The sequence below is a fragment of the Shimia aestuarii genome (assembly GCF_022814865.1).
Classification (GTDB): Bacteria; Pseudomonadota; Alphaproteobacteria; order Rhodobacterales; family Rhodobacteraceae; genus Shimia; species Shimia aestuarii_A.
Genome location: NZ_JAKVRD010000001.1, coordinates 157,019 through 181,729 on the forward strand (window position 1 = coordinate 157,019; position 24,711 = coordinate 181,729).

A 24,711-nucleotide genomic window follows, 5' to 3' on the forward strand; every position below is an offset into this window, starting at 1 on the left:
ATTCCGGGAGTCCGTCATAGCTCTCGGTCCCTTTGCCTTTGCGCAGGGATCGCCCCCCGTCAGCGAGTTTCGCCCACGGGGGACATTGGCGTTTGAGCGGTTCGTTCCTATGTTCGGGCCATGTTGGAAACGGTGCAAAGGAGCCGGAAGATAGATGTTTGAGAATCTGAGCGATCGCCTATCCGGTGTCTTCGACCGCCTGACGAAACAGGGCGCGCTGTCCGAAGAAGACGTCAAAACTGCCCTGCGCGAGGTGCGTGTCGCCCTGCTCGAGGCCGACGTCTCCCTCCCCGTCGCCCGCGATTTCGTCAAAGCCGTTCAGAAGAAAGCCACCGGCCAAGCCGTCACCAAGTCGATCACCCCCGGCCAGCAGGTCGTGAAGATTGTCCATGACGAGCTGAAAAACGTGCTCTCGGGCGACACCGAAGACCCCGGTGCGCTCAAGATCGACAGCCCGCCCGCCCCGATCCTCATGGTCGGCCTGCAAGGCTCCGGTAAGACGACGACCACTGGTAAACTCGCCAAGCGCCTTTCGGAAAAGAACGGCAAGCGCGTGCTGATGGCCTCGCTCGACATCTACCGCCCCGCCGCTCAGGAACAACTCAAGGTTCTTGGCCAACAGATCGGCGTTGACACCCTGCCGATCGTGCCCGGCGAAACCGCCGTGCAGATCGCCAAGCGCGCCAAGCAACAGGCGACGCTCGGCGGCTACGACGTCTACATGCTCGACACCGCCGGTCGCCTTCAGATCGACGAGACCCTGATGAAAGAGGTCGAGGACGTGCGCGACGCGGTGAACCCGCGCGAAACGCTGCTCGTCGTCGATGGTCTCACGGGTCAGGTCGCGGTCGAGGTCGCCGAGGAATTCGACGGCAAGATCGGCATCTCCGGCGTCGTCCTGACCCGGATGGATGGCGACGGGCGCGGCGGTGCCGCGCTTTCCATGCGCGCCGTGACCGGCAAGCCGATCAAATTCGTCGGCCTTGGCGAAAAGATGGACGCGCTCGAAACGTTTGAGCCGGACCGCATCGCGGGCCGCATCCTTGGTATGGGCGATATCGTTGCCCTCGTCGAGAAAGCGCAGGAAACGCTTGAGGCGGAACAGGCCGAGCGCATGATGAAACGGTTCCAGAAGGGCCGCTTCAACATGAACGACCTCAAGATGCAGCTTGAGCAGATGGAGAAAATGGGCGGCATGGAAGGCGTCATGGGCATGATGCCGGGCATGGGCAAGATGGCCAAGCAGATGGAAGGCGCGGGCATCGACGACAAGATGATCAAGCGCCAGATCGCGCTGGTGAACTCCATGACCAAGATGGAACGCGCCAACCCGCAAATCCTTCAGGCCAGCCGCAAGAAACGTATCGCCGCCGGTGCCGGGCTTGAGGTCGCGGAGCTCAACAAACTTCTCAAGATGCAGCGCCAGATGGGCGACATGATGAAGAAGATGGGCAAGATGGGCAAAGGCGGCATGCTGAAACAAGCCATGAAAGGCATGTTCGGCAAGGGCGGCCCGAGCCCCGAGGAAATGGCCGCAGGCATGGACCCGAAACAACTCGAGGCCGCGGCCAAGGCGATGGGCGGCAAAGGCGGCCTTCCCGGCGGCATGCCCGGTTTGGGCGGCGGCGCTGGCTTGCCCCCCGGCCTCTCCGGCTTCGGCAAGAAGAAGTAAGACCCCATGCAGGCTCCCACGATCCATACCCCGCGCCTGACGCTGCGCCCGCTCACTGCCGAGGACTTCCCGGCAGTGCGCGATTTCTATGCGTCCGAGCGGTCCCATTTCGTGGGCGGCCCCAAGGACGCCGTGCAGGCTTGGCGCCATTTCGCGATGGAAATCGGCCACTGGGCGCTCAAGGGCTTTGGTCGCTGGGGCGTCGAAGTGACGGAAACCGGCGAGTTTGCCGGGATCATCGGCGTCTTTGCCCCCGAAGGCTATCCCGAGCCGGAACTCGGCTGGGACCTGATGGAAGGCTTTGACGGCAAGGGCTACGCGACCGAAGCGGCCGAGGCGGCACGCCACTGGGCCTATACCGTGGGCGGCTTCACCACGATCATGAGCCTGATCGACCCCGAGAACACCGCCTCGCGCAAACTCGCCGAACGTCTCGGCGCGGTGAAGGATGGCGAGTTCGAACATAGCATCGTCGGCCATACCGAAATCTGGCGCCATCCCTCCCCCGAAGCCCTCAAGGCGGAGGGCGCGGCATGACCTCGACCACCTTCACCATCCCCACGCTCGAGACCGAACGCCTGATCCTGCGCGCCCATCGCGAAGAGGACATCGCCGCGGAAAAAGCCTTTATGGCGAGCGACGAGTCGCGTTTTGTCGGCGGCCCCGTGCCGCCGCACCGCGCGTGGCGCACGATTGCCGCGATCATCGGCCATTGGGCGTTGCGCGGCTATGGGCTCTGGGCGCTCGAACATAAGGCGAGCGGCACCTATGTCGGCCGCGTCGGCCTTTGGTTCCCCGACGGCTGGGACGAACGCGAAGTCGGCTGGACCCTGATGCCCGCCGCATGGGGCAAGGGCCTTGCCACCGAGGCCGCGCTCGCCTCGCGCGCCTATGCCTATGACATTCTCGGCTGGGACACCGCGATCTCGCAGATCGACCCGGCGAATGACGCCTCCAAGGCCGTCGCCCGCCGCCTCGGCGCGACATACGAGAAAACCTATGACGACCCCGAATATGGCGCGGTGGAAGTCTGGCGCCATCCGGCCCCGGAAACCCTCGTCAATGGCGGCATGGAGGCCTACGCGTAATGGCTACCCGCAACATCCCCGTCATCGAAACCAAACGCCTTGTCCTGCGCGGCCCCGAGCCCGAGGACTACCCGAACTTCAAGGCGACCTTCGCCTCCTATCGGTCGCGCTTCATGGGCGGTCCGCTCAATCCTTATGAGACATGGATGCTCTACGCCGCCGAGATCGGCCACTGGAACATTCGCGGCTACGGCATGTGGATGATCCACGACAAGGACACCGACGAGACCCTCGGCATGGCCGGTGGCTGGATGCCCGCCCAATGGCCCGAACGCGAGATCGCCTGGATCATCTGGCCCGAGAAGGCCGGCAAGGGCTACGCGCTCGAGGCGACAAATGCCGCGCGCCGCTATTTCTACAAGGAACTGGGCTGGGATGGGGCGGTCTCCTATCTCGACCCCAAGAACCTCGATTCCATCCGCCTCGCCGAACGCCTCGGTGCTGTGAAAGACAAAGAGGCCGCCTCGGTCGATGGCCACGACGTCGTCTATCGCCACCCGAGCGCTGACCAGCTTGCCCATAGCCAGATCGGCCATGCCATCGAGATGGAAATCAACCACTACGCCGCCGACCCCAAATATCAGCCGAAAGGATACGCCCTTGACTGATCCCGTGACCGATGACGTGATCCGCGCCGCGCAAGTGTTGGCCGACCACCGCGAGAGCATCGACCGGCTCGACGCGATCCTCGTCTATACGCTGGGCGAGCGGTTCAAGCACACGCAGGCCGTGGGCCGCCTCAAGGCCGAACATGCCCTGCCCCCCTCCGATCCCGATCGCGAGGCCAAGCAAATCGCCCGTCTCGAGGATCTCGCCAAACGCGCCGACCTCGACCCGGAATTCGCCAAGAAATTCCTGAACTTCATCATTGATGAGGTCATCAGGCACCACAAGAAGCACCAAGAATAAACTGAAATGTCAGGTGGTTAGAACCACCGCACAAAGCCAATCTTAAGGAGAAACACCATGGCTATGAAAATTCGTCTCGCCCGCGGCGGCTCGAAAAAACGTCCCTTCTACCGCATCGTCGCAGCCGACTCGCGCATGCCGCGCGATGGCCGCTTCATCGAGAAGCTCGGCACCTACAACCCGCTCCTGCCGAAAGACTCGGAAGAGCGCGTGAAAATGGACCTCGAGCGCGTTCAGTACTGGATGGACCAAGGCGCCCAGCCCTCCGACCGCGTGTCGCGCTTCCTCGAAGCCGCTGGCGTTGTCGCCAAGAAAGAGCGCAACAACCCCGAGAAAGCCAAGCCCGGCAAGAAAGCTCAGGACCGCGCGGAAGAAAAAGCTGCCAAGGCCGCTGAAGCTGCCGAAGCTGCGGAAGCACCGGCAGAAGAAGCCGCTGCAGAAGAATAAGACCTCCGCTCCCATCGGAGCATCGGTTGAAGGGGCGTGCCTTTGGCGCGCCCCTTTTTCTTGCGGGGCATGGTCTGCGTCGCGACGTTTCTTGGCGAACGCGGCGAAAGAGGTTTAGACCGCGCCCGAAACATGCTCCTCTGCCCGCGCAAAGGAACAGGACACCCTCTTGGAACGCAAGCCGGACAACGCCCCCCTCGCCATCGCGATCAGCGTCGCGGCGATTGTCCTGTTCGATCTGATGGGCCTCATCATCAAGCACCTCTCTCCACGCTACGGCGCCGCAGAGCTTTCCGCCTACCGCAACCTCTTTGGCATCCTGCCAAGCCTCATCGCGCTTTGGATCAGCGCCTCATGGCATAGGGCGGGGCGTCGTCTGCGCATTCGGCAATGGCGCCTTGCACTCCTGCGCGGGGCTGCCGTGACCTTTGCACAGTTCATGTTCTACCTCTCGCTTGGCATCATGGCCTTCGCCACCGCGACGACGATCTCCTATTCCACAGCGCTTTTCACCACTGCGCTGGCCGTGCCGTTGCTTGGCGAACGGGTCGGCATGATCCGCTGGGGCGCGGTCGCCATCGGCTTTGTCGGCGTGGTGATGATCATCCAACCCGGCACCGAGGGTTTCTCTTGGCAGATGCTCCTGCCCTTCGGCGCCGCCGCGCTCTACGCCTTCAATAGCGTGACCGCCCGCCGCATCGACGCAGACGTGCCCACCCCTCTCTTCAACCTCTATTCGGCCGCGATCGCCGCAGTCGGTTCGCTTTGCCTTGCCCTCGCGCTTGGCGGTTTCACCTCGATTGCCTCCTTGCAAGACCTCGGCTGGATCATCCTCATGGGCTTATTCGGCGGCTCTGCCGTCCTTTGCCTCGTGATCGCCTTCCGCCTCACCGAACCAAGCAACCTCGCCCCGTTTAGCTATTTCGGCATCCCCATCGCCTTTAGCCTCGGATGGTTGTTCTTTGACGAGGCTCCGATTGACGATCTCTTGCCCGGTGCCGTGTTGATCGTGGCGGGGGGCTTGATGATCGTCTACCGCGAACGCCGCCTCGGACGGCGATAACCTCGCACTGAAACGAGTGCTTTTTCCGGCTCCCGCCTTGCCTCTCGTCTCCGGATGGAGGACAAGAGAGAAAGGAATTCAACCCACGGGATGACGGATGACGGAACTGGTCTGTGTCGGAGCCATTGCGGGCGCCTATGGCGTGCGCGGCGAAGTGCGCCTCAAGAGCTTTACGGCCGACGCAGAGGCCATTGCCGACTATGCCCCCCTCCTGACAGAGGACGGCAGCGAGAGCTTTACGGTGACCATCACCCGCGCGATTAAGAACGGTCTCGCCGCTCGCCTTTCCGGTGTCACCACCAAGGAAGCCGCCGATGCCCTGCGCGGAACGCAGCTTTTCGTGCCTCGCGATCGCTTTCCCGAACCCGAAGACGACGAATATTACCACGCTGATCTCGTTGGGCTCGAGGTGCGCGATACCGGTGGAACAGTGCTTGGCCGGATCAAATCCGTTCAGAACCACGGCGCGACAGACCTGCTCGAGGTGGCTGGCCCCGATCTCAAGGCCTCGGTGCTGCTGCCCTTTACCCTCGAGGCGGTGCCAACGGTCGATCTCGCCGGGGGGCGCGTGATCGTCGACCCGCCCGAAGGTCTTTTCTAACATGGGCCGGCTCCTCATACATGCCGGCTTTCACAAAACCGGCACGACAAGCGTCCAGCGCCTCTTGGCCAAGAACAAACGCGTTCTCGCCCCCCTGACGCATGTCTTTCTGCGCAAGCATCTGGATGCCGCCTGCGACGCCGCCCGCGCCTATTCCGCAAGCCGCAAAGCCTCTGACCTCCTCGCCTTCAGCGCCGCCATCGCAGAGTTTCTCGAACAGCGGAACCTCGAGGATTCCCGCGACATCATCATCAGCACCGAAGATCTCAGCGGCCTGATGCCCGGTCGCCGCGACCTTCGGAGCTATGACGCGGCGCCAATCCTGATGAAGGCCCTGACCATGATGATCGACCGCACCGTGGGCGATCACTTTGACGAGGTGATCTTCTACTTCTCCCTACGCAAACCCGCGCCGTGGCTGCGCTCCTGCCATACCCAACACCTGCGCGCGATCCGCATGACGCTCGACGAGGCGGACTATGCACGCGAATACGCCGACTCCGCCAACCTGCCCCGCATTGTCGACAAGGTCCGCATCGCCGCCGCGCCTCATCGCGTCGAAAGCGCCTGGCTCGAGGACTGCGCCGATGCGCCCCTCGGCCCGCTGACCCCCATTGCCGATCTCCTCGGCTGGCCCGAGGCCACGCGCGACGCCCTCAACATGCTGCCCCCCGCCAATGTCTCGCTCCCGCCAGAGCTGCGCGCGGAATTCCTCGAGATCAACCGCGCGACCGAGGATCACGACGAAATGCGCAAGGCAAAAGAAGCCGCGCGCCGCCGCCATGGCAAGGCCCGCCCAGAGACAGCCAAACACTGAACCGGTCTGGACGGCAGCGCCCAGATAGGCGAAACAGTTTCGCCAAACCCCGATCCGACACAGGTTTCCCCATGTCCGACAAACCCCGCTCTCATGGCCGCAAGTCCATTTCCGTCTCGCTCAAGCCGCGCGAGCTGGTGACTCATAACCCCCGCCTCGCCGGGGTCTGGACCGCCCGCATCATCACGCTCTTCCCCGACGCCTTTCCCGGTGTCCTCGGCGAGAGCCTGACCGGCAAGGCGCTCAAGGACGGCAAGTGGCAGATCGAGACCACCGACCTGCGCCAGTTCGGCGAGGGCAAGCACCGCAACGTGGATGACACCCCCGCGGGCGGCGGTGCGGGCATGGTCCTGCGCCCCGATGTCCTTGGCAACGCCATAGAGCACACGCTGCGCGGCACGCGTGGGAACCTGCCCCTCGTCTATCTCTCCCCGCGTGGCCGCCGCTTCGATCAGAAGATGGCCCGCGCGTGGTCTGAATGCGATGGCGTGACGATGCTCTGTGGCCGTTTCGAAGGTGTCGATCAACGCGTCCTCGATCACTACAACATTCAGGAAGTCTCGCTCGGCGACTTCGTCCTCACCGGCGGCGAGATCGCCGCGCAGGCCATGATCGACGCCACCGTGCGCCTCCTGCCCTCGGTCCTCGGCAACGCCGACAGCATCGAGGACGAAAGCCACTCCAACGGCCTCCTCGAACACCCGCAATACACCCGCCCCGCCGACTGGATGGGCCGCCCCATCCCCGAGGTACTGATGTCCGGCCATCACGGCAAAATCGCGGAATGGCGCCAAGCGATGAGCGAAGAACTCACCAAACAACGCCGCCCCGACATGTGGGAAGCGTATCAAGCGCGCAAAACCAAGACCGACTGACAAGACTTGGCAACAGGCTGTCGCGCCCTTACCCTCGCCCCTTAGCAAGCCACCGCGAGCAATCATGTCCCCGCACAATGAGAGTTCCATGCGCCTTTTTGCCTTCATCCTGTCCGCCCTTGCCCTCTCTCTGACCTCAGCGGCCCATGCCGACCCGATCGAAATCCCCGGCCCCGCTGGCCCTCTCGGCGGCGAATACCTCGCCGTGGACGGCGCCCGACACCTCGTCATCACCATCCCCGGCTCCGGCCCGATTGACCGCGACGGAAATGGCCCTGCCATCATGCTGCACTCCGACAGCTACCGCCTCATCGCCGAAGGTCTCGCAGAGCACGGCATCGCCTCGATCCGCATCGACAAGCGCGGCTTCTTCCGCAGCGAGGCCGCCGTCGCAGACCCCAATGACGTCACCATCGCAGGCTATGGCACGGATATGCGCGGCTGGATCGCCCGTGCCCATGAAGAGGCTGACTGCGTCTGGCTCGCGGGGCATTCCGAAGGTGGCCTCGTTGCCCTCGAAGCCGCGAGCCATCACCCGGACGGCCTCTGTGGCCTCATCCTCATGGCCGCGCCCGGTCGCCCCATCGGCGGCCTCCTCATCGAACAGCTCGCCGCCAACCCGATGAATGCGCCCCTCATGGCGGACCTGCGCGCCATCGTGGCCGACCTCGAAGCGGGCAAGACCCGCCCACTGGAAGACATTCCCCCCGCCCTGCGCATGATGTTCCAGCCGGGGGTGCAACGTTTCATGATCGACCTGTTCTCCTACGCCCCCGCCGAACTGGCCCGCGCTTGGCCCGGTCCGGCGCTGATCCTTCAGGGGGATCGCGACCTTCAGGTCAAACCCCTCGACGCCGCCCTCCTTGCCGAAGCCCTGCCAAACGCCACGCGCCACGATCTGGCCGGGGCAACGCATATGCTCAAATCCGACAAGCCCGGCGCGCCTTTCGCGACCTATTCCGATCCGACCCTGCCGCTGCATCCCGATCTGATCCCGACACTTGCCGAATTCCTGTCGGCCCACGCCCCCTGACCCCTTGCCACGCGCGCACCTTTCCCTTAAAAGCCGCCCATTCCCGACCGGCAAATGCCGACTCGGGTGTTTTTGATGTGCCTGCATGGGGCTGCAACGGGTTTTCTTCTGCCCTGCGCACCGCCTGCACCCCGGCACAGAGGAAACAGGACCAAGGAAAGACGATCTTACCTCCGGCGGGCGCATCCTCGCGGACCCGAGCGAAGACCAGGAGCTATGAGACCGCGCAAATCTTCGTGGGTTAACCACGGGCAAAATAGGAGATGATCAGATGGACCTGATCGCACAGCTCGAGGCGGAACAAGTTGCCGCCCTGGGGAAAGATATCCCCGATTTCAAAGCCGGTGACACCGTGCGTGTCGGCTACAAAGTGACTGAAGGCTCGCGCACCCGTGTGCAGAACTACGAAGGTGTCTGCATCAGCCGCAAGAACGGCGACGGCATCGCCGGTTCCTTCACCGTCCGCAAGATTTCCTTCGGCGAAGGCGTGGAACGTGTGTTCCCGCTGCACTCGACCAACATCGACGCGATCACCGTGATCCGCCGTGGCCGCGTGCGTCGCTCGAAACTCTACTACCTGCGCTCGCGCCGCGGCAAATCGGCCCGTATCGCGGAAGACAGCAACTACAAGCCCAAGCAAGCCTGAGGAGTGGTATCATGAAAAAAGACACACATCCCGACTACCACTTCATCGACGTCAAAATGACCGACGGCACCGTCATTCAGATGCGCTCCACCTGGGGCAAAGAAGGCGACTCCATGCAGCTCGACATCGACCCGACCGTGCACCCGGCATGGACCGGCGGCACCTCGCGCCTGCTCGACGCTGGCGGCCGCGTGTCGAAGTTCAAAAAGAAATACGAAGGCCTCGGCTTCTAATAAGCCCCTTCTGGTTTCAAAAAGACGCCGCTCCAACCGGGGCGGCGTTTTTCTTTGGCTCAGACAAAACGCCGATCCGGCGCAAACCCCGCAATCGGCAGGTTCGGCTGACGCCCCTCGGCAAGGTCCGCCACGATCCGCCCGGTGATCCCGCCAAGCGTCAGCCCAAGATGCTGATGTCCAAAGGCATGAATGATCCGCTCCGACTGCGGCGATTGCCCGATCACTGGCATACTGTCGGGCATCGTGGGACGAAACCCGAGCCATTGGCTCTCCGGCTCCGGCAGCGGGCCAAGCATCCGCTCGCCCATCTTGGCAAGGTAGCGGAGTCTGCCCTGGTTCTCCGGCGCATCCAGCGCGGCGATCTCCACCGTGCCGACGATCCGAAGCCCCTGCGCCATGGGCACCGCATAGAAACCGCCCTCGGCCCACCCGACGGGCCGCGAGACCCGATGCGCCTCTTCCGGGAAAAGCAGGTGATAGCCCCGCTCCGTCCCGAGCGGCAATCTCTCAGCCCCCGAGCCGCGCACGGACTTCGAATGCGCCCCCGCCGCAATGACAACCCGCGCCGCATTCACCCTGTCGTCACCCACGCAGACCTCGACACCCTCCGCATGTGCGCGTGTCTCGTCCACGCCGGCCTGCCGCCACTGCCCGCCAAGGGCAATGAACCGGCGATACATCCGCGTGATGAGTTCCTGCGGATCGCGCACCGAGCGCGCAGCCTTGAAATGCACCGCCGAATGCACCGGCAGCTTCAACCCCGGCTCCATCGTAAGCGCCTCTTGCGGGCCGAGCGGCTCAAACGGAATCCCTTGCGCCTTGCGAAAGGCGAGCGCCCCGGCATCCGCCTCCGCCCCGGCCTTCGTGGACCAGACCGTCATTTGCCCCCGCTCCACAATCAGGTCTTCCGCCCCGGCGTCTTCGATCAACGGGTTAATCCCGGCATCGGCATGCGCCATGATCCCGGCCAACTGCCGCGCGATATGCGCCGACCGCGCCGACCGGCAATTCGCAAGAAAGGACAGCATCCAAAGCGGATGCCGCAACGCATGTGCGAAATTGAGAGACAGCGGGCTTTCACTGCCAAAAACCAACTTGGGCAGATCGCGAAAAACAGACGGTGTATTGACCGGAAGGACCGCATAGGTCGCCAATGTGCAGGCATTGCCGAAACTCGTCCCCGACCCCGGCGCATTCGGATCACACAGGAGCACCTGCAAGCCTCGCTTCTGCGCCCAAAGCGCCGAAGATACGCCCACGATGCCCGCACCGACAACCACAAGGTCAAAGTCATGCATGTTCCGGCTTCCCGTCCCTAAACGTCCGAAGGCGAGTTAGGTCAGTGCAAATCCCCCCTGTCAAGATATGGACCGCGCCGCTGTTCTCATCCACGCAAAAGGGTTTTCGATAGCCCTCCCCCCGGCGCGAGACCCCACACCGTCGCCCGCCAAATCCCCTCTTGCACTGCGCGCGCGCATCGCAATAGTGACCCCCCTGACCCATTTCACGCGCCTGCCCTGCCACACTGACCTCAAGGATGCCGCCCCATGCAAGACCCAAGAACCCCCGTCACCTTGTTGACCGGCTTCCTCGGCGCCGGGAAAACGACGCTTCTCAACGCGATCCTTGCCGATTCCTCTGCCGGGCGCATCGCCGTGATCGTCAACGAATTTGGCGAGGCCGGGCTTGACCATGACCTGATCGAAAGCACCAGCGAAGAAGTCATCCTGATGCAATCGGGCTGTCTCTGCTGCACGGTGCGCGGCGATCTGGCCCGCACGATCATTAGCCTCTATGCCCGCCGCGAGCGGGGCGAGTTGGAGTTCGAGCGCGTGGTGATCGAAACCACCGGCCTCGCCGATCCCGCGCCAATCCTGCAAACCCTGACGACCGATCCTTACCTTGCCCAGACGACGCGCCTCGACGGCGTGGTGACGGTCGCCGATTGCGCCAACGGCCCGGCCACGCTCGACGCCCAGTTCGAGGCCGTCTCACAGGCCGCGATGGCCGACCTCATCGTCATGAGCAAACCCGACCTCGTGTCCCCGGAACAACTCATCATGTTCGAAGAGCGCCTGCGTGGCATCAACCCCGGCGCGCGCCTGCTGCACGCCGTGCGCGGCGCGGGTCTCGAAGGCCGCCTCTGGGGGCTTAGCGGTCTGCGCCAAGGCGTTGCGCCGAAAGAGGCGCTCGACTGGATGAAACTCCCCAAGCCCGCCGCCGATCCGCTGGCCAACCTCTCCGGCCTTGCTCCCGCCGCCCCAGCCGCCAAACCGATCTCCTCGCATGACACCCGCATCAAAAGCGCCTCGATCACTTTTGATCACCCGCTGACGGATACCGCCTTCGACAACTGGCTCAATATCCTCGTCGCCCGACACGGCGCCAATCTTCTGCGCGTCAAAGGCATCGTCTTTCTTGAAGGGATCGACTTCCCCTTCGTCTTCCACGGGGTGCAGCACATCTTTGAACCGCCCTTGCCGCTCAAGGATTGGCCCGCCGGAGACACCACCTCGCGCGTCGTCATCATCGCCCGCGACCTAAGCGAACGCACTTTGAAAGAAAGCCTCGAAGAGCTGCGCGCCAATGAGGCACCGGAAAAGGAAGACCCATTCCCCGGCTGGAAAGACGTCGAGGTTACGAACTGGCCGTAAGGGTCCGCGCAAACCCCCCCCTGTCGCGGCATCTCTGCCCCCACAGCGCATATTGGACCGGAGGGCCGGTGAAGGTCGGGTTGGGGCACATTTTGACCTTGGTCCAACACGCGGATACAAGGGCCAATAAAAACGCGTTCGACTGGCTGCATGAGGCTTGCCTGTCGAGAGGAGTGCGAATGGAGAACAATCCGACCACCGGACAATGCCTCTGTGGCGCAGTAAAATTTCGCATAGCGGGAGAGTTCGAGAGCTTTTTCCTGTGTCACTGCACCCGCTGCCGTAAGGACAGCGGTTCAGCCCATTCGGCTAATCTGTTTTCGTCCACCGCCAAAATCACTTGGGTCTTAGGCGAAGAACAGATCAAGACGTTCCAGTTATCCGGTTCACGCCATGTGAAGAGCTTTTGCTCCCAGTGCGGGTCCGCGCTGCCAGTTTCCCAGCCGGAGATTGGATTGCTTGTGGTGCCGGCGGGGGCACTTGACAGCCAATTCGACATGCGACCGAACGCGCATATCTGTTGTTCCAGTCGCGCGAACTGGGACAACGACCTTGCCTCCATTGAAAAGATCGAAGGGCTTCCCGGCTGAACGGTCGAGCCGATGATGCAACTCAGACAATAGGCGGATGACAAATGCGGGAATGTCCACTTCGCCCGCATAGCCGACCTCCCCCTTGTGCCCCCTGCCATTTCTGAGTCAGATACATCCATGGGTGTTGTCGAGGAAATCATGCTGCGCCAGTCGGTGCGGTTTGGGCTGCTTCTTGCGGGGGGCGGGGCGGCGCTGATTTATGCGCTGTGGTTTTGTTATCGCGGGGCCTCGGGGCTCAAGACGCTGGTAAAGGCGATCCCGATGCTCGCGTTCGCGGTGGCGGTCTGGGTGTCGTTTGGCCATCCGCTCATCACCCTCGCGCTTCTCGCTTCGGCGCTGGGCGATATTGCCTTGTCGCGATCGGGGGAGCGGGCGTTTCTTGTCGGCCTCATCAGTTTCGCAGTGGCGCATCTGTTCTATATCCTGCGCTTTTGGGGGCTTGTGGGGCTCGAGGGCGTGATCGCATTGCCTTGGGCGGCGGGGCTCGTCATCATTTTCGCGCTCTCAACCGAACGCTGGCTTATCCCGCATACGGAAGATTTGAAGGTGCCGGTGCGGATCTATGTGGGACTGATCTCGCTCATGGGGCTGACGGCGCTTGGCCTGACGGCGGTGCCGGTCGCGGTGATTGGCGCGTTTGCCTTCATGGCCTCGGATACGATCCTCGCGATCCAGTTGTTCCGCATGACAGAAGCATCCCGCCTGCAAATCCCGGCCTCGATCCTTCTTTGGTTGCTCTATGCGGGCGGGCAATTGGCGATCGTGATTGGCGTCGGCTGGGCAGAGCCGCTCTTCCATCTTTGATAAACTGGCATTAGGTGAGAAGGGGTAACACCCGGAGGCCCACGCATGGCGTTTTTCTCGAAACTGAAAGACCGTTTGTTCAAGTCGTCGTCCAAACTCGATGAGGGGTTGGATGCGATTGTCGAGGAAGGCGGGGAAGAAAGCGTCGAGGAGATCGCGGGCGTCCCGGCCGAAGAGGCATTGACGCCACCGATCGCCGATCCTGAACCGCTTGCCGCGGCAGAGCCTGACGTGCCCCAAGAGGATGCAGGCGCGCCGAAGGCCGGCATCCTTGCGCGGCTCACGGGGCGCGCGACGGGCGCGGGCGAGGTCAAGCGGGTGCTTGATGACGAGATGCTCGAGCAGCTCGAAGAACTGCTCATCGCCTCGGACATGGGGGTTGATACGGCGCTGCGTGTCACGGCGAATATCGCCGAGGGCCGGTTCGGCAAGCGTCTTTCGGCGCGCCAGATCAAGGAGCTTCTCGCCGAAGAAATCGCGCGCATCATGGAACCGGTGGCCAAGCCCTTGCCGATCTATCCAACCACGCCGCAGGTTGTTTTGGTCGTGGGGGTCAATGGGTCGGGGAAGACGACGACCATTGGCAAGCTTGCGAGCCAGTTCAAGAACGCTGGGAAATCGGTTGTCATCGCGGCGGGCGATACGTTCCGCGCGGCGGCGGTCGAACAGCTTCAGGTCTGGGGCGAGCGGGCCGGGGTGCCGGTTCTGACAGCGCCGGAAGGGTCAGACCCGGCAAGCCTTGCCTTTGACGCCATGACCAAGGCGCAGGCCGAGGGCGCGGACCTTCTCATGATCGACACGGCGGGGCGCTTGCAGAACCGCGCGGATCTCATGGAGGAGTTGGCCAAGATCGTTCGGGTGATCCGCAAGAAAGACGAGAACGCACCGCACAATACGCTCCTCGTGCTTGATGCGACGACGGGACAGAACGCCATCAATCAGGTCGAGACCTTCCAGAAGCTTGCCGATGTGTCGGGCCTTGTCATGACCAAGCTCGACGGGACGGCGAAGGGCGGCATCCTCGTGTCACTCGCCGACAAATTCGGCCTGCCGATCCACGCGATTGGCGTCGGTGAACAGATTGAAGACCTTGCACCGTTTGACCCGGAAGAATTTGCTGCCGCGCTGACCGGATTGTCAGACTGATGGCGGCGGCACGGGCATGAGCGACTGGCTCATCTCCCTTGAAGGCACCGAAGCGGGGCATCAGCTTGCGCTTGCGCTGGCGATCCTTGCGGCCTTCCTGCACGCGGTGTTCGGCGCACTTCAAAAAGGGCGGCATGATCCGTGGCTGTCGCGCGGGGCGATAGATGGGGCCTATGGCCTAATGGCGATGCCGTTTGCGCTTTTCGTGGTGCCTTGGCCCGAACCGCATATGTGGATCATCTTTGCCGGCGCGTTCGTCATTCATACGGCCTACAAGTTCCTACAGGCCTATGCCTACACCAAAGGCGCCTACACCGTGGTCTACCCGGTGGTGCGTGGCACGGGGCCGCTTTTCGCGGTCATCGGGGCGTGGCTTGTCTTTGGAGAGCAGTTCACGCTTTGGCAATGGGGCGGTGTGGCAGTCTTGTTGATGGGGATTTTCGGGCTGGCGCTCTATAACCTCGTCTTCCTGACCACTGCGCGCGACACGCTGCCGACGGCGCTTGGTGTTGCCGTGGTGACGGGGCTGTTCGTGGCGCTCTATACGACCTACGACGCCTATGGCATCCGCGCGACGGAGAACCCGTTTACCTTTCTCGCGTGGTTTTTCTTTCTTGATGGTCTTGTATTCCCGCCCATCGCGGCGCTTCGGTGGTGGAACATGGTCGAGCGCCCCGCTTTGCCGCCGCTTCTGTTGCGCGGCTTTTCCGGCGGGATTGTCGCCTTCTTTAGCTTTGGTGCGATCATGATGGCGACACGGCTCGACAAGGTGGGCGAAGCGGCGGTCCTGCGCGAGACCTCGACGGTTTTCGCGGCACTGATCGGGTGGCTCGTGCTGCGCGAGACGGTGGGACCACGGCGGATTGCTCTCATGACCTTGATCGCGGCGGGCGCGGTGCTGGTTGAATTGGGCGGGTGAATACGCCAGATAAAGCGAAACCAGACAGGACAGACAACAGATGAGCGACACCAAAAAGATCAACCCGCTTCTTAAGATGGGGCTCGAGCTTGGTCCGATCGTGGCGTTCTTCGTCGCCTACCTGCGGCTGCGCGACAAGACGTTCCTCATTGGCGGAACGGAATACGAGGGGTTTATCCTCGTCACCGCCGGGTTCATCCCCCTGATGATCCTAAGCACGACGATCCTGTGGAAGCTGACAGGGCACCTCTCAAAGATGCAGATCGCGACGCTTGTTCTCGTGGTGATCTTCGGTGGGCTGTCTGTGTGGCTCAACGATGATCGGTTCTTCAAGATGAAGCCGACGATGATCTACCTGCTGTTCGGTGGCGCGCTCGGCATCGGTCTTCTGAGAGGGCAAAGCTACCTGCGCTACGTGATGGAAGAGATGGTGCCGTTGACGCATGAGGGATGGATGATCCTGACCAAGCGCCTGACGGCGTTCTTCCTTGGGCTGGCGGTGTTGAACGAGATCATCTGGCGCACGCAGAGCACGGATACTTGGGTCTATTTCAAGACCTTTGGCCTCACGGCGGCGGTGTTCGTGTTCTTCATGACGCAAGGCGGCTTGCTTCAGCGCCACGCGGCCGACGAGGGCGAAGGCGAGGCCTAAGGCACCTTAGCCAGAAGTTTTCCGACCTTGATGCATGGCAGGCGGCAGGAACGCAATCCGGCGCACCGGGCGCACCTGTGGCTGGGGCGTGGCAAGACGATCCTGCAGGTGCTGGAGCGGCAGGCGCGCGGGCGTGCGGATAAGCGCGTTGTAAAACGGGAACACGCCAGGGCGCAGGTACGTCGACCAATGACAATGCCGGTGACGCCGCGGCGCGATGACATGGCCCATATCGGCCAATGTCTCGAGCGTCCTGGGATCGTCGAGCCGCACCGTCAGAGCATTGCGCGCGCGCAACCCGCGACCAACGGCGCGGTCCCCGCTCTGCTCGGAGGGTAGGACTTTCTCAAAAAGGAAATCATAGGGCGCGTTCTCGCGGCTGACGATGTTGAGAAGCTCTGCGCCCTGCCCGCCCGACGCGGCAAGCGCGGCTTCGGCGTGGCTCTGGTAGGTGGCGCCATTGAGCAGGATCACCCGGCCCAGAACTCCGCGCGCAACGCGTTGCATCGCCGACAGGACAAGGTGCGCTCCAAGAGAATGCGCAATGAGGTTCACGGGACGATCTGGCGCAATCTCTGACAGCATCGCCACAAGCTCTGCAAGAGCGCGGGCGGCGTTCTCGGCCTCCTGCCGCGCGGCCCGCAACCCGCTGCGCGCAGACCACCCGAACGCAATCGCAAGCCCCTCATCAGACGCGTTGCGCCCAAACCCAAGCTGGCGCGGCCAGCTCAGAGCCTTGGGGCAGTCATGGCTCTCGCCAGTCGAGAAGATATGCGTATGGGGGCAGTGGCGCGGATCGCCGGGCAAGAACTTGAACCCGTGCACCATGATGACAATCGGGCCGGGCGCGGCAAGGGCGCGAAAGAGGACCGGAGCGACCGGGTGCGGCGCCCCGTGCAGCACGGGCCTTTGACCGTCGGCGTTGATCCGTATGAGCGGCACGGTGTGGCCTCCCCCTACATGTTGTGTGGTGTATCGAGGATTTTTGAAACGGGGCCGTGAAATCCGTGTTAAAGCTCCGTGACGGTCTTGACCCGCAACGGGAGCGGCTCTATGGCATCGTTTAGTGGCGATTTGTTACCGGATTGCGGGCCACTTAAAAGATTCCGCTAAAGAGGTCAGGACGACAGTAAACCCCTGTTCGCTTGGCCGATCGGGGGTTTTTTGTTGGGCCGTGGCCCGGGAAAGGATACGCGAATGAGCGATTGGAAAGCACGCACGAAGCTCGTGCATGGCGGGACACGACGGAGCCAGTATAACGAGGTGAGCGAGGCGATTTTCCTCACCCAAGGCTTTGTATACGACACAGCGGAACAGGCCGAGGAACGGTTTATCAAGTCGGGCGAAGATGAATTCATCTATGCCCGCTACGGCAACCCGACCGTGGCCATGTTCGAAGAGCGGATCGCGGGTCTTGAAGGGGCCGAAGATGCCTTTGCCACGGCGTCCGGGATGGCAGCGGTCAATGGCGCGCTGATGTCGATGCTCAAGGCGGGCGACCACGTGGTCGCGGCGCGGGCGCTGTTTGGGTCGTGCCTTTACATCCTCGAGGATATCCTGCGCCGCTATGGTGTCGAGGTAACGCTGGTCGATGGCACCGACCTCGACCAATGGCGCGCGGCGGTGCGCGAAGACACGGTGGCGGTCTTTTTTGAATCCATGTCCAACCCGACGCTCGAAGTCATCGACTTGGTCGCCGTGGCCGAAATCGCTCATGCGGTCGGCGCGACAGTCGTGGTCGACAATGTGTTTTCGACCCCGGTCTTCTCGGATGCCATCGCGCAAGGGGCGGATGTGGTCATTTACTCTGCGACCAAACATATCGACGGTCAGGGCCGCGCGCTTGGCGGGGTGATCCTTGGCACGCGTGACTTCATTCGTGGCACGGTCGAACCCTACATGAAACATACCGGCGGCAGCATGTCGCCCTTCAACGCTTGGATCATGCTCAAAGGGCTTGAGACGATCGACCTCCGGGTGCGGGCTCAGGCGGCGAGTGCAGAGGCCATCGCCAAGGCATTCGACGGCCATGAAAAGCTCGCCCGGATGATCTATCCGGGCCTCAAGAGTCATGCACAGAACACGCTTGCCCAGAGCCAGCTTGGCGGCAAGGGCGGCACGGTCGTGTCTCTCGACCTCAAGGGCGGACAGGCAGCGGCGTTCCGGTTCCTCAACGCGCTTGAGGTGGCAGTGATTTCCAACAACCTTGGTGATGCGAAATCCATTGCGACCCACCCGGCGACGACGACGCATCAACGCCTTCCCGAGGACCAGAAGGTCTCGCTTGGCATCACGCCCGGCCTGATCCGGTTCTCGGTCGGGCTTGAGGACGCGGAGGATCTCATTGCCGATATCTCCCGCGCGTTGGAAAGCGCCTGAGCCAATCTGCGGCGGGAATGATCCACAGGGTCGTTTCCGGCGTAAACCTTTCGGAATTGGCAATTCTGCCGGGGACGCCCTAAGTTAAGACTGTCCCAAGGCGCGAAAGGGCAAAGCAATGAATGTTCAGATGCACGACAAGACCGACGATCAGGCACGCAAGGAAGCTGTAGAGGCGTTGGCGCTTCTGCGGGACTGGGCCGCGCGCGCGACGGCGACCGAAATCGCCGAGCTTGATCCAGCGATTGCCCGTCTTCTGCCGGATCAGCCGTTGCCGAACTATCCCGACCTGAGCCGCGATTACCCGGAAGATTTCGAGGTCGATGCCGCCTATCGCGCCTCGCTCCCCGATCTTCAGAACGGCCCGTCGAGCCTCATCAAGGGCGAGAAACAGCATATTGAACATGTGGGGATATCGAATTTCCGCCTGCCGATCCGGTTTCACACCCGTGACAACGGCGATATCACCCTCGAAACCAGCGTCACCGGCTCGGTGAGCCTTGAGGCCGAAAAGAAGGGCATCAACATGTCCCGGATCATGCGGTCATTCTACAAACACGCGGAAAAAACCTTTAGCTTCGAGGTCATGGAGGCGGCGCTGAGCGATTACGTGACCGATCTCGAGAGCATTGATGCACGCATCCAAATGCGGTTTTCCTACCCGATGAAGGTGCCGTCGCTGCGCTCCGGGCTTGCGGGCTATCAATATTACGATATCGCGCTCGAGAAGGTGCAGCGCGCAGGCGTGCTCTACAAGATCATGCACCTCGACTTCGTCTATTCCTCGACCTGTCCCTGTTCGCTCGAGCTAAGCGAACATGCGCGGCAGATGCGCGGGCAACTCGCAACACCGCATTCGCAGCGCTCGGTGGCGCGGATTTCCGTTGAGGTCAAAGGCGACGAATGTCTCTGGTTCGAAGACCTGATCGACATTGCGCGCGCCGCGGTGCCGACCGAGACGCAGGTCATGGTCAAACGCGAGGACGAACAGGCCTTTGCCGAGTTGAACGCGGCAAACCCGATCTTCGTCGAAGACGCGGCGCGGCTCTTCTGTGAGCAGTTGAAGGCCGATCCGCGTGTCGGCGATTTCCGCGTGGTGGCGAGCCATCAGGAAAGCCTGCACAGCCATGACGCCGTGTCCGTGCTGACCGAAGGCCCGCTCTTTGACGCGATTAGCCTTGATCCCCGCCTGTTCCAGACCCTGTTCCACGTCGGGTAACTTGCAGAGCCAGAGCGCACGCGCCCACTGGTAGTAAGAGAGGTCGGCCCGCTCGTCGCTTGAACGGACCGACTTTGCCTATGATGCTCAGGACACCATGGCTCTAACGCTCGGCACGACGCGCAGTAGCGTTCTATCAAGCACGAGCACAGTCAGGATCGCCAGCCCTGCCATCGGGAAGAGCACCCCCAGTCCAATCACCAGAGCCGCCGCCGTTTTCCAGATCGCCAGCCCTTTGGGCTTCGGCGGAGCCGCAAGGCGCGCGGTGCCATCCGGCCGACGTTTCCACCACATGACCAGACCCGAGATCGAGACCATCACAACCGAAAGGCAGAACAGCGTGTTCAACACGAGGTTCCAGATACCCATGTCCCCCTCATGTAGGGCAATGCCCCAGGCCATCGCCTTGGCATAGGGCGAATAGTCGGCATAGCGCACATCGGCGAGCACATGACCGGTATACTGGTCAATATGCAGCGTCCGATCCGCGGACGGGTTCGGGCCGTCATTCGACATGCTGTCATGGCTGATCGTCCAGACCCCGGTGGCTTCCACAGGGAGGCTGACCTGAAAGCGCCCCACGAACCCAAGGCCGCGGGCAAACTCCGCAATGCGATCAATGTTGACCGGCTGCGAAATGGCCGCTTCTCCGGCCAGAGACCCCGAGAGCGGAAGCGGAGTCTGCTCCAGTGTCCACGGCACCTCTTCTGCGCCATTGTGGTTCATGTCGGCATGGGTCGCGTCCGATAGCGGCGCACCCCATTTCTCGGCCGGGAAGGTGTTCCAGGCCTGCACCATGCGTTCGCCCCAAATCCCGGCCCAGCTTAGCCCGGACAAAAGGAACATCACGAGGATCAGCGAAATCCACATGCCAAGCGCGCCGTGCAAGGACTTCCAGAAGGACCGCCCCTTGGCCGACAGGCGCGGCAAGAGCGCCGCACGCCAACCACCGCCCCTTGGCCAATGCAGATAGAGCCCGGTGAGGACAAGAACCATAGCCAGGCTCGCCGCGATCTCGATCATGCGATCTCCGAAAGCGCCGAGCATCAGGGTGCCGTGGATTTCGTTCATCGTGTCATACCAGCCGCCACGCCATGCAAAGCGATGAAGCACCTCGCCGGTATAGGGGTTGAGCGCGATGCCGGTGCGTCCGGTTTCGGAATCGATCGCAAAGGTGGCGACGCGATCCGCAGAGAGCGGTTCTACGTATTGCACGGCAACCCCGCCGGGCACCGCGCCTTCCGCAGCGGCCTGAAGCGTGCTGACCGCAAGAGGGGCGTCTTGTGGCGCAACGCTCATACGCTCCGCGCCGATCCCCGCGCCCCATGCGATCCACAACATGGTCAGGCCAGTAACGGCGAGCATGAGCAAAAACGGGATTACATAGAGCCCGGCATAGAAGTGCCAGCGCCAAGCGATGAAGTAATAGGTGTTCGCAGCCGATTTGGCCGCCGGAGCTTTCGCCCCGTGGATGACATCCGTCATGATGACCTCGTTGTGTCTCTGAAGTTTCTAAAAGGGGAACGTCAGAGAACGCCAGGAGGCCCAGTTGCCGGGGGCAGCCCGGTTGCATGGCTCGCCACGAGATGCGCCGGCGGGATGGGCAAGGCAAGGCCTGTCGCGTCGACCTGGTGCGCCAGAAGCTCGGCGCTTGAGAACAAGGTCACGAGCGGCGTCGCGCTGGCCCAGTCGCAGCGATCCGGTCCCCTGTCGGGCCCTTCTTCGATGGGGGCGCCGGTCTCGCGATCAATCGTGACCTCAAGCGGCCCCTCGCCGGTACAGATCACCAGAACGAACCCATCGGCGGTTCGCACAGGCATAACCGTGTTGGAAAACAACGACAGCAGGAAGAACGGCAAAAGCAAAAATGCGATTGCCGTCTTTCGTATCCATTCTGTCCCGTCGCGCGTCATTGGGTGTGACCTATCGGTCTTTCCCCATCGCCGTCAATCCACAGACAGAACCCGATCCGGCCTCAAAGGAAACGTTTTGCGAATGAGGTTGTGGGTGCAGCCGCCGCAAAAGCCGACTTCGTCCGCAAACAGATGCACGATCCCCTGCACAGAGCACCCATTAACCATGTCTCCCCGCCAAGCCCCGCACATACGCGATACCGACGCAATACCGACGTGATACCGACGTTGGTTTTTGGCCCTTTGGGGCGTTAACCCTTGCGGACTACTGCCCCAAAGCCTGCCCGAGATCTGCAATCAAATCGCCGGCGTCTTCGATCCCGATACTGATCCTCAATAGGTTCTCCGGAATGCCCGTATGAGGTTCGATCGTGTGGCGATGCTCGACAAGGCTTTCGACCCCGCCAAGCGACGTTGCGCGGTGAAACAGGTTGAGCCGCCCTGCCACTTTCAACGCCTCTTCCCGCCCCCCTTTGACAAGGAAGGACATCAGGAACCCATAGCCGCCCTGCATCTGTTTCGCGGCGACCTCATGGCCTGCAAACCCTTGTAAACCTGGATAAAACACGTCCTCGACCTTTGGGTGATCGGCGAGGAACTCGGCGACTTTCATTGCGTTTTCGCACATCCGCTCAACCCGGAGCGGCAGTGTCCGCATCCCCCGCAAAAGAAGCCACGCCTCAAACGCGCCAAGCACCGCACCCGCGCCCGCCCGGTCCGTCGCGATCTCGTCCCAGACCGCGCCGCCCTCTTTGGTGACAAGCACCCCGGCCAAAACATCCGAATGCCCGTTGATCGCCTTGGTGGCCGAGTGCATCACCATATCCGCCCCAAGTTTCAATGGGTTCGAGAGGATCGGCGTCGCCGCCGTGCTATCCACAACCAACACCGCCCCCGCCCCATGCGCCGCCTCTGCCGCGGCTGTGATATCGGTGGTCTTGAGCCACGGGTTCGACGGCGTTTCGATCCAGACAAGATCGGCCTTTCCCTTGTCACAGACCACCCGAAGCGCCTCTGCATCGGTGGCATCCACCTCATCCATAACCACCTGACGGCGCTCGCAAAATTCACGCATCCACTTGGTCGCGCCCCAATAGATGCCGGACTGCACCACGACCCGTCCACCGGTCGGGACGGTGCGGAACAACGCGGCAATCGCCGCCATGCCCGACGGGAACAATAGCGCCTCTGCGCCCCCCTCCATCTGTGCCAATACCGCCTCCGCCTGCCGCACCACGTCATTGTGGTCGCGCGCATAGGTGTTGGCGGCATTGAGCGGCGCATATTCCCGGTCCCGCGCGTAGGTCGTCGCCGGCTGGATCGGCGGCACCACCCCCCCGCTCTGAAGGTCAATCGCTCCCCCGGCCTGCGCCGCCAGCGTGGCGGGCTGCATGTCTTTCATGTCCATGACGCGCTCCTTGTCTGTCGCCCCCAAGACACGCCAGAACCGCCCGACTTGCAAGCCCCCCGTCCCCACCTCTAGAACGAAGGGACAGCAATCCGGAAACCCCATGCCGCGCACCATCCTATTCAACAAGCCTTTCGACGTCCTGTCACAGTTCACAGACAAGGGCACCGAAGGCAGCACCCGCCGCACCCTGTCGGATTTCATCGACGTGCCAGGGGTTTACGCTGCAGGCCGCCTCGACCGCGATAGCGAGGGATTGTTGATCCTGACCGATGATGGCCGCCTGCAACAGCGCATCGCCAACCCCAAGAACAAATGGCCCAAGACCTATTGGGTGCAGGTCGAAGGCACCCCCTCCGACGCCGCGCTCGCGGACTTGCGCAAGGGGGTCACGCTCAAGGATGGCAAGACCCGCCCCGCCGAGGTCGCGCGGATGGATGAACCGGCCAATCTCTGGCCGCGCAATCCCCCGATCCGGGTGCGCAAATCAGTGCCCGATAGCTGGCTCTGCCTGACCATCCGCGAGGGGCGCAACCGTCAGGTCCGCCGCATGACCGCCGCCGTCGGCCACCCGACCCTTCGCCTGATCCGCTATAGCGTGGGCGACTGGACCATCGACGGGCTGCTCTCTGGGCAATGGAATGATGCCCCGATGCACCACACACCGCCCAGACGATGACATATCCACAAAAATCTGACGCTCTGCACATCCATCGCGCTTCCCCTCAAAGCCGCCACAACATATAGTGGCCCCATAACGCGCCTCGGGTCGAACCCGTGGCCAAACCCGGATTTTCGAAGGGCAGACGGGACAAATCGCATGGCACATATCATCGTTGTAGGGAACGAAAAGGGCGGCGCGGGCAAATCCACCGTATCGATGCACATCGCCACCGCTCTGGCCCGCATGGGGCACAAGGTCGGCGCGCTTGATCTTGACCTGCGCCAGAAGACCTTTGGCCGATACGCCGAGAACCGACAAAAGTTCCTCGGCGAGGCACAACTTTCCCTGCCAAGCGCCGATTACCACGACCTCCCCGAAGTCGACCCGGCAAGCCTCAAGCCAGGCGAGAATATCTACGATCATCGCCTGTCGCTCGCCGTGGCCACGCTCGAACCCGACTGCGACTTTATCCTGATCGACTGCCCCGGCTCACATACTCGTCTGTCTCAGGTGGCCCATTCGCTTGCCGATACGTTGGTGACACCGCTGAACGACAGTTTCGTGGATTTCGACCTGCTCGCCCGCACCGATCCGATGGCCGACAAAATTCTCGGCCCTTCGGTCTATTCCGAAATGGTCTGGAACGCGCGTCAGCTACGGGCACAGGCGGGTCTCAAACCCATCGACTGGATCGTGCTGCGCAACCGCATGGGGGCTCAGCAGATGGTCAACAAGGAAAAGATGGGCAAGGCGCTCGACAACCTTGCCAAACGGATCGGCTTTCGCGTTGGCCCGGGCTTCAACGAGCGCGTGATCTTTCGCGAGCTGTTCCCGCGCGGCCTGACGTTGCTGGACCTCAAGGATATCGGGGTGAAACAGCTCAACATTTCCAACGTCGCCGCGCGGCAGGAACTTCGCGACCTCGTGAAGGCGCTCGAGTTGCCGGGGGTCGAGGTCGATTTCTGAGCGGCCC

General features: G+C 62.5%; 28 protein-coding genes and 1 riboswitch. Of the genes, 23 read left to right on the plus strand and 5 right to left on the minus strand.

Translation table 11 applies throughout. The annotated features are described in order from the left end of the window. Positions 1 to 154 precede the first annotated feature (154 nt). From ffh to rpmE, 13 genes are all read left to right on the plus strand, one after another. Positions 155 to 1,672, plus strand: a complete 1,518-nt coding sequence (gene ffh, locus MK745_RS00825; RefSeq protein WP_243611373.1) for a signal recognition particle protein — start codon at positions 155 to 157, stop codon at positions 1,670 to 1,672. A 6-nt stretch (positions 1,673 to 1,678) separates the two neighbouring features. Next, on the plus strand, positions 1,679 to 2,209 hold the full coding sequence (locus MK745_RS00830) for a GNAT family N-acetyltransferase (RefSeq protein WP_243611374.1): 531 nt from the start codon (positions 1,679 to 1,681) through the stop codon (positions 2,207 to 2,209). Continuing rightward, on the plus strand, positions 2,206 to 2,760 hold the full coding sequence (locus MK745_RS00835; protein ID WP_243611375.1) for a GNAT family N-acetyltransferase: 555 nt from the start codon (positions 2,206 to 2,208) through the stop codon (positions 2,758 to 2,760). Before MK745_RS00830 ends, MK745_RS00835 begins: the two co-directional genes overlap by 4 nt. Continuing rightward, a complete protein-coding gene (locus MK745_RS00840; RefSeq protein WP_243611376.1) occupies positions 2,760 to 3,368 on the plus strand; it encodes a GNAT family N-acetyltransferase in 609 nt (202 codons plus the stop codon). Before MK745_RS00835 ends, MK745_RS00840 begins: the two co-directional genes overlap by 1 nt. Positions 3,369 to 3,372: 4 nt before the next feature. Further along, positions 3,373 to 3,669, plus strand: coding sequence for a chorismate mutase (locus MK745_RS00845; protein ID WP_411028147.1), 297 nt, complete (start codon positions 3,373 to 3,375; stop codon positions 3,667 to 3,669). 57 nt (positions 3,670 to 3,726) lie between these two features. After that, on the plus strand, positions 3,727 to 4,116 hold the full coding sequence (gene rpsP / locus MK745_RS00850) for a 30S ribosomal protein S16 (protein WP_243611378.1): 390 nt from the start codon (positions 3,727 to 3,729) through the stop codon (positions 4,114 to 4,116). Positions 4,117 to 4,285: 169 nt separating this feature from the next. Continuing rightward, a complete protein-coding gene (locus MK745_RS00855; RefSeq protein ID WP_243611379.1) occupies positions 4,286 to 5,179 on the plus strand; it encodes a DMT family transporter in 894 nt (297 codons plus the stop codon). 97 nt (positions 5,180 to 5,276) lie between these two features. Further along, entirely contained in the window at positions 5,277 to 5,780 is a 504-nt protein-coding gene (gene rimM / locus MK745_RS00860) for a ribosome maturation factor RimM (RefSeq protein ID WP_243611380.1), read from the plus strand. Between the two features lies 1 nt (position 5,781). Next, on the plus strand, positions 5,782 to 6,597 hold the full coding sequence (locus MK745_RS00865) for a hypothetical protein (RefSeq protein WP_243611381.1): 816 nt from the start codon (positions 5,782 to 5,784) through the stop codon (positions 6,595 to 6,597). Positions 6,598 to 6,668: 71 nt separating this feature from the next. Continuing rightward, the gene (gene trmD, locus MK745_RS00870; RefSeq protein ID WP_243611382.1) at positions 6,669 to 7,472 is read left to right on the plus strand and encodes a tRNA (guanosine(37)-N1)-methyltransferase TrmD; all 804 of its coding nucleotides are present in this window, start codon (positions 6,669 to 6,671) and stop codon (positions 7,470 to 7,472) included. A gap of 88 nt (positions 7,473 to 7,560) precedes the next feature. Next, positions 7,561 to 8,505 (plus strand): alpha/beta hydrolase, encoded by a 945-nt coding sequence (locus MK745_RS00875; RefSeq protein ID WP_243611383.1) that lies wholly within the window; start codon positions 7,561 to 7,563, stop codon positions 8,503 to 8,505. 271 nt (positions 8,506 to 8,776) lie between these two features. Next, positions 8,777 to 9,151: a 50S ribosomal protein L19 gene (gene rplS, locus MK745_RS00880; protein WP_243611384.1), complete on the plus strand. Its 375-nt coding sequence runs from the start codon at positions 8,777 to 8,779 to the stop codon at positions 9,149 to 9,151. 11 nt (positions 9,152 to 9,162) lie between these two features. Continuing rightward, a complete protein-coding gene (gene rpmE / locus MK745_RS00885; protein WP_243611385.1) occupies positions 9,163 to 9,384 on the plus strand; it encodes a 50S ribosomal protein L31 in 222 nt (73 codons plus the stop codon). 59 nt (positions 9,385 to 9,443) lie between these two features. On the opposite strand, the gene MK745_RS00890 is transcribed toward rpmE, so the two are convergent. Next, positions 9,444 to 10,685 (minus strand): NAD(P)/FAD-dependent oxidoreductase, encoded by a 1,242-nt coding sequence (locus tag MK745_RS00890; RefSeq protein ID WP_243611386.1) that lies wholly within the window; start codon positions 10,683 to 10,685, stop codon positions 9,444 to 9,446. 249 nt (positions 10,686 to 10,934) lie between these two features. Here MK745_RS00890 and MK745_RS00895 point away from each other — a divergent pair, with 249 nt between their 5' ends. The 6 genes from MK745_RS00895 (at position 10,935) to MK745_RS00920 (ending at position 16,155) form a co-directional block, all read left to right on the plus strand. Beyond that, positions 10,935 to 12,041: a CobW family GTP-binding protein gene (locus MK745_RS00895; protein ID WP_243611387.1), complete on the plus strand. Its 1,107-nt coding sequence runs from the start codon at positions 10,935 to 10,937 to the stop codon at positions 12,039 to 12,041. A 179-nt stretch (positions 12,042 to 12,220) separates the two neighbouring features. After that, positions 12,221 to 12,631 carry a GFA family protein gene (locus MK745_RS00900; protein WP_243611388.1) on the plus strand — a complete coding sequence of 137 codons (411 nt, stop codon included), beginning with the start codon at positions 12,221 to 12,223 and terminating at the stop codon, positions 12,629 to 12,631. Between the two features lie 120 nt (positions 12,632 to 12,751). Continuing rightward, on the plus strand, positions 12,752 to 13,438 hold the full coding sequence (locus tag MK745_RS00905) for a lysoplasmalogenase (RefSeq protein ID WP_243611389.1): 687 nt from the start codon (positions 12,752 to 12,754) through the stop codon (positions 13,436 to 13,438). Positions 13,439 to 13,483: 45 nt separating this feature from the next. Next, positions 13,484 to 14,584 carry a signal recognition particle-docking protein FtsY gene (ftsY, locus tag MK745_RS00910; protein ID WP_243611390.1) on the plus strand — a complete coding sequence of 367 codons (1,101 nt, stop codon included), beginning with the start codon at positions 13,484 to 13,486 and terminating at the stop codon, positions 14,582 to 14,584. A 16-nt stretch (positions 14,585 to 14,600) separates the two neighbouring features. Beyond that, positions 14,601 to 15,503, plus strand: a complete 903-nt coding sequence (locus MK745_RS00915; protein WP_243611391.1) for a DMT family transporter — start codon at positions 14,601 to 14,603, stop codon at positions 15,501 to 15,503. A 40-nt stretch (positions 15,504 to 15,543) separates the two neighbouring features. After that, positions 15,544 to 16,155 carry an inner membrane-spanning protein YciB gene (locus MK745_RS00920; RefSeq protein WP_243611392.1) on the plus strand — a complete coding sequence of 204 codons (612 nt, stop codon included), beginning with the start codon at positions 15,544 to 15,546 and terminating at the stop codon, positions 16,153 to 16,155. Between the two features lie 6 nt (positions 16,156 to 16,161). Here MK745_RS00920 and MK745_RS00925 read toward each other — a convergent pair whose 3' ends face one another. Further along, positions 16,162 to 17,097, minus strand: coding sequence for an alpha/beta hydrolase (locus tag MK745_RS00925; protein ID WP_243611393.1), 936 nt, complete (start codon positions 17,095 to 17,097; stop codon positions 16,162 to 16,164). Between the two features lie 114 nt (positions 17,098 to 17,211). Continuing rightward, positions 17,212 to 17,289, plus strand: a riboswitch (SAM riboswitch). A 63-nt stretch (positions 17,290 to 17,352) separates the two neighbouring features. On the opposite strand from MK745_RS00925, the gene metZ reads away from it, so the two are divergent. Next, positions 17,353 to 18,534: an O-succinylhomoserine sulfhydrylase gene (gene metZ, locus MK745_RS00930; protein ID WP_243611394.1), complete on the plus strand. Its 1,182-nt coding sequence runs from the start codon at positions 17,353 to 17,355 to the stop codon at positions 18,532 to 18,534. A gap of 118 nt (positions 18,535 to 18,652) precedes the next feature. Then, positions 18,653 to 19,753: a GTP cyclohydrolase FolE2 gene (gene folE2 / locus MK745_RS00935; RefSeq protein ID WP_243611395.1), complete on the plus strand. Its 1,101-nt coding sequence runs from the start codon at positions 18,653 to 18,655 to the stop codon at positions 19,751 to 19,753. A gap of 87 nt (positions 19,754 to 19,840) precedes the next feature. Here the strand turns inward: folE2 and MK745_RS00940 are convergent, their stop codons facing one another. The 3 genes from MK745_RS00940 to MK745_RS00950 all read right to left on the minus strand — a co-directional run bounded on the left by MK745_RS00940 (position 19,841) and on the right by MK745_RS00950 (position 23,074). Then, on the minus strand, positions 19,841 to 21,238 hold the full coding sequence (locus tag MK745_RS00940; RefSeq protein WP_243611396.1) for a PepSY-associated TM helix domain-containing protein: 1,398 nt from the start codon (positions 21,236 to 21,238) through the stop codon (positions 19,841 to 19,843). Between the two features lie 41 nt (positions 21,239 to 21,279). Further along, on the minus strand, positions 21,280 to 21,666 hold the full coding sequence (locus MK745_RS00945) for a hypothetical protein (protein ID WP_243611397.1): 387 nt from the start codon (positions 21,664 to 21,666) through the stop codon (positions 21,280 to 21,282). Between the two features lie 265 nt (positions 21,667 to 21,931). Then, entirely contained in the window at positions 21,932 to 23,074 is a 1,143-nt protein-coding gene (locus MK745_RS00950) for a trans-sulfuration enzyme family protein (protein ID WP_243611398.1), read from the minus strand. A gap of 103 nt (positions 23,075 to 23,177) precedes the next feature. Between MK745_RS00950 and MK745_RS00955 the strand changes: the two genes are divergently transcribed. Then, on the plus strand, positions 23,178 to 23,753 hold the full coding sequence (locus MK745_RS00955; RefSeq protein WP_243611399.1) for a pseudouridine synthase: 576 nt from the start codon (positions 23,178 to 23,180) through the stop codon (positions 23,751 to 23,753). A gap of 141 nt (positions 23,754 to 23,894) precedes the next feature. Further along, on the plus strand, positions 23,895 to 24,704 hold the full coding sequence (locus MK745_RS00960; protein WP_243611400.1) for a division plane positioning ATPase MipZ: 810 nt from the start codon (positions 23,895 to 23,897) through the stop codon (positions 24,702 to 24,704). The last annotated feature ends 7 nt before the right edge of the window (positions 24,705 to 24,711 follow it).

What these genes read in the sequence shown, in the direction of transcription:
- MK745_RS00830 (WP_243611374.1), top strand. Translation starts at nt 1,679, where the DNA reads ATGCAGGCTCCCACGATCCATACCCCGCGCCTGACGCTGCGCCCGCTC.
- MK745_RS00835 (WP_243611375.1), top strand. Translation starts at nt 2,206, where the DNA reads ATGACCTCGACCACCTTCACCATCCCCACGCTCGAGACCGAACGCCTG.
- MK745_RS00840 (WP_243611376.1), top strand. Translation starts at nt 2,760, where the DNA reads ATGGCTACCCGCAACATCCCCGTCATCGAAACCAAACGCCTTGTCCTG.
- MK745_RS00915 (WP_243611391.1), top strand. Translation starts at nt 14,601, where the DNA reads ATGAGCGACTGGCTCATCTCCCTTGAAGGCACCGAAGCGGGGCATCAG.
- MK745_RS00905 (WP_243611389.1), top strand. Translation starts at nt 12,752, where the DNA reads ATGGGTGTTGTCGAGGAAATCATGCTGCGCCAGTCGGTGCGGTTTGGG.
- rpsP (WP_243611378.1), top strand. Translation starts at nt 3,727, where the DNA reads ATGGCTATGAAAATTCGTCTCGCCCGCGGCGGCTCGAAAAAACGTCCC.
- folE2 (WP_243611395.1), top strand. Translation starts at nt 18,653, where the DNA reads ATGAATGTTCAGATGCACGACAAGACCGACGATCAGGCACGCAAGGAA.
- ffh (WP_243611373.1), top strand. Translation starts at nt 155, where the DNA reads ATGTTTGAGAATCTGAGCGATCGCCTATCCGGTGTCTTCGACCGCCTG.
- MK745_RS00945 (WP_243611397.1), bottom strand. Translation starts at nt 21,666, where the DNA reads ATGACGCGCGACGGGACAGAATGGATACGAAAGACGGCAATCGCATTT.
- MK745_RS00950 (WP_243611398.1), bottom strand. Translation starts at nt 23,074, where the DNA reads ATGGACATGAAAGACATGCAGCCCGCCACGCTGGCGGCGCAGGCCGGG.
- MK745_RS00920 (WP_243611392.1), top strand. Translation starts at nt 15,544, where the DNA reads ATGAGCGACACCAAAAAGATCAACCCGCTTCTTAAGATGGGGCTCGAG.
- rpmE (WP_243611385.1), top strand. Translation starts at nt 9,163, where the DNA reads ATGAAAAAAGACACACATCCCGACTACCACTTCATCGACGTCAAAATG.
- ftsY (WP_243611390.1), top strand. Translation starts at nt 13,484, where the DNA reads ATGGCGTTTTTCTCGAAACTGAAAGACCGTTTGTTCAAGTCGTCGTCC.
- MK745_RS00955 (WP_243611399.1), top strand. Translation starts at nt 23,178, where the DNA reads ATGCCGCGCACCATCCTATTCAACAAGCCTTTCGACGTCCTGTCACAG.
- MK745_RS00895 (WP_243611387.1), top strand. Translation starts at nt 10,935, where the DNA reads ATGCAAGACCCAAGAACCCCCGTCACCTTGTTGACCGGCTTCCTCGGC.
- MK745_RS00890 (WP_243611386.1), bottom strand. Translation starts at nt 10,685, where the DNA reads ATGCATGACTTTGACCTTGTGGTTGTCGGTGCGGGCATCGTGGGCGTA.
- MK745_RS00865 (WP_243611381.1), top strand. Translation starts at nt 5,782, where the DNA reads ATGGGCCGGCTCCTCATACATGCCGGCTTTCACAAAACCGGCACGACA.
- MK745_RS00960 (WP_243611400.1), top strand. Translation starts at nt 23,895, where the DNA reads ATGGCACATATCATCGTTGTAGGGAACGAAAAGGGCGGCGCGGGCAAA.
- trmD (WP_243611382.1), top strand. Translation starts at nt 6,669, where the DNA reads ATGTCCGACAAACCCCGCTCTCATGGCCGCAAGTCCATTTCCGTCTCG.
- MK745_RS00900 (WP_243611388.1), top strand. Translation starts at nt 12,221, where the DNA reads ATGGAGAACAATCCGACCACCGGACAATGCCTCTGTGGCGCAGTAAAA.
- metZ (WP_243611394.1), top strand. Translation starts at nt 17,353, where the DNA reads ATGAGCGATTGGAAAGCACGCACGAAGCTCGTGCATGGCGGGACACGA.
- rimM (WP_243611380.1), top strand. Translation starts at nt 5,277, where the DNA reads ATGACGGAACTGGTCTGTGTCGGAGCCATTGCGGGCGCCTATGGCGTG.
- rplS (WP_243611384.1), top strand. Translation starts at nt 8,777, where the DNA reads ATGGACCTGATCGCACAGCTCGAGGCGGAACAAGTTGCCGCCCTGGGG.
- MK745_RS00940 (WP_243611396.1), bottom strand. Translation starts at nt 21,238, where the DNA reads ATGACGGATGTCATCCACGGGGCGAAAGCTCCGGCGGCCAAATCGGCT.
- MK745_RS00875 (WP_243611383.1), top strand. Translation starts at nt 7,561, where the DNA reads ATGCGCCTTTTTGCCTTCATCCTGTCCGCCCTTGCCCTCTCTCTGACC.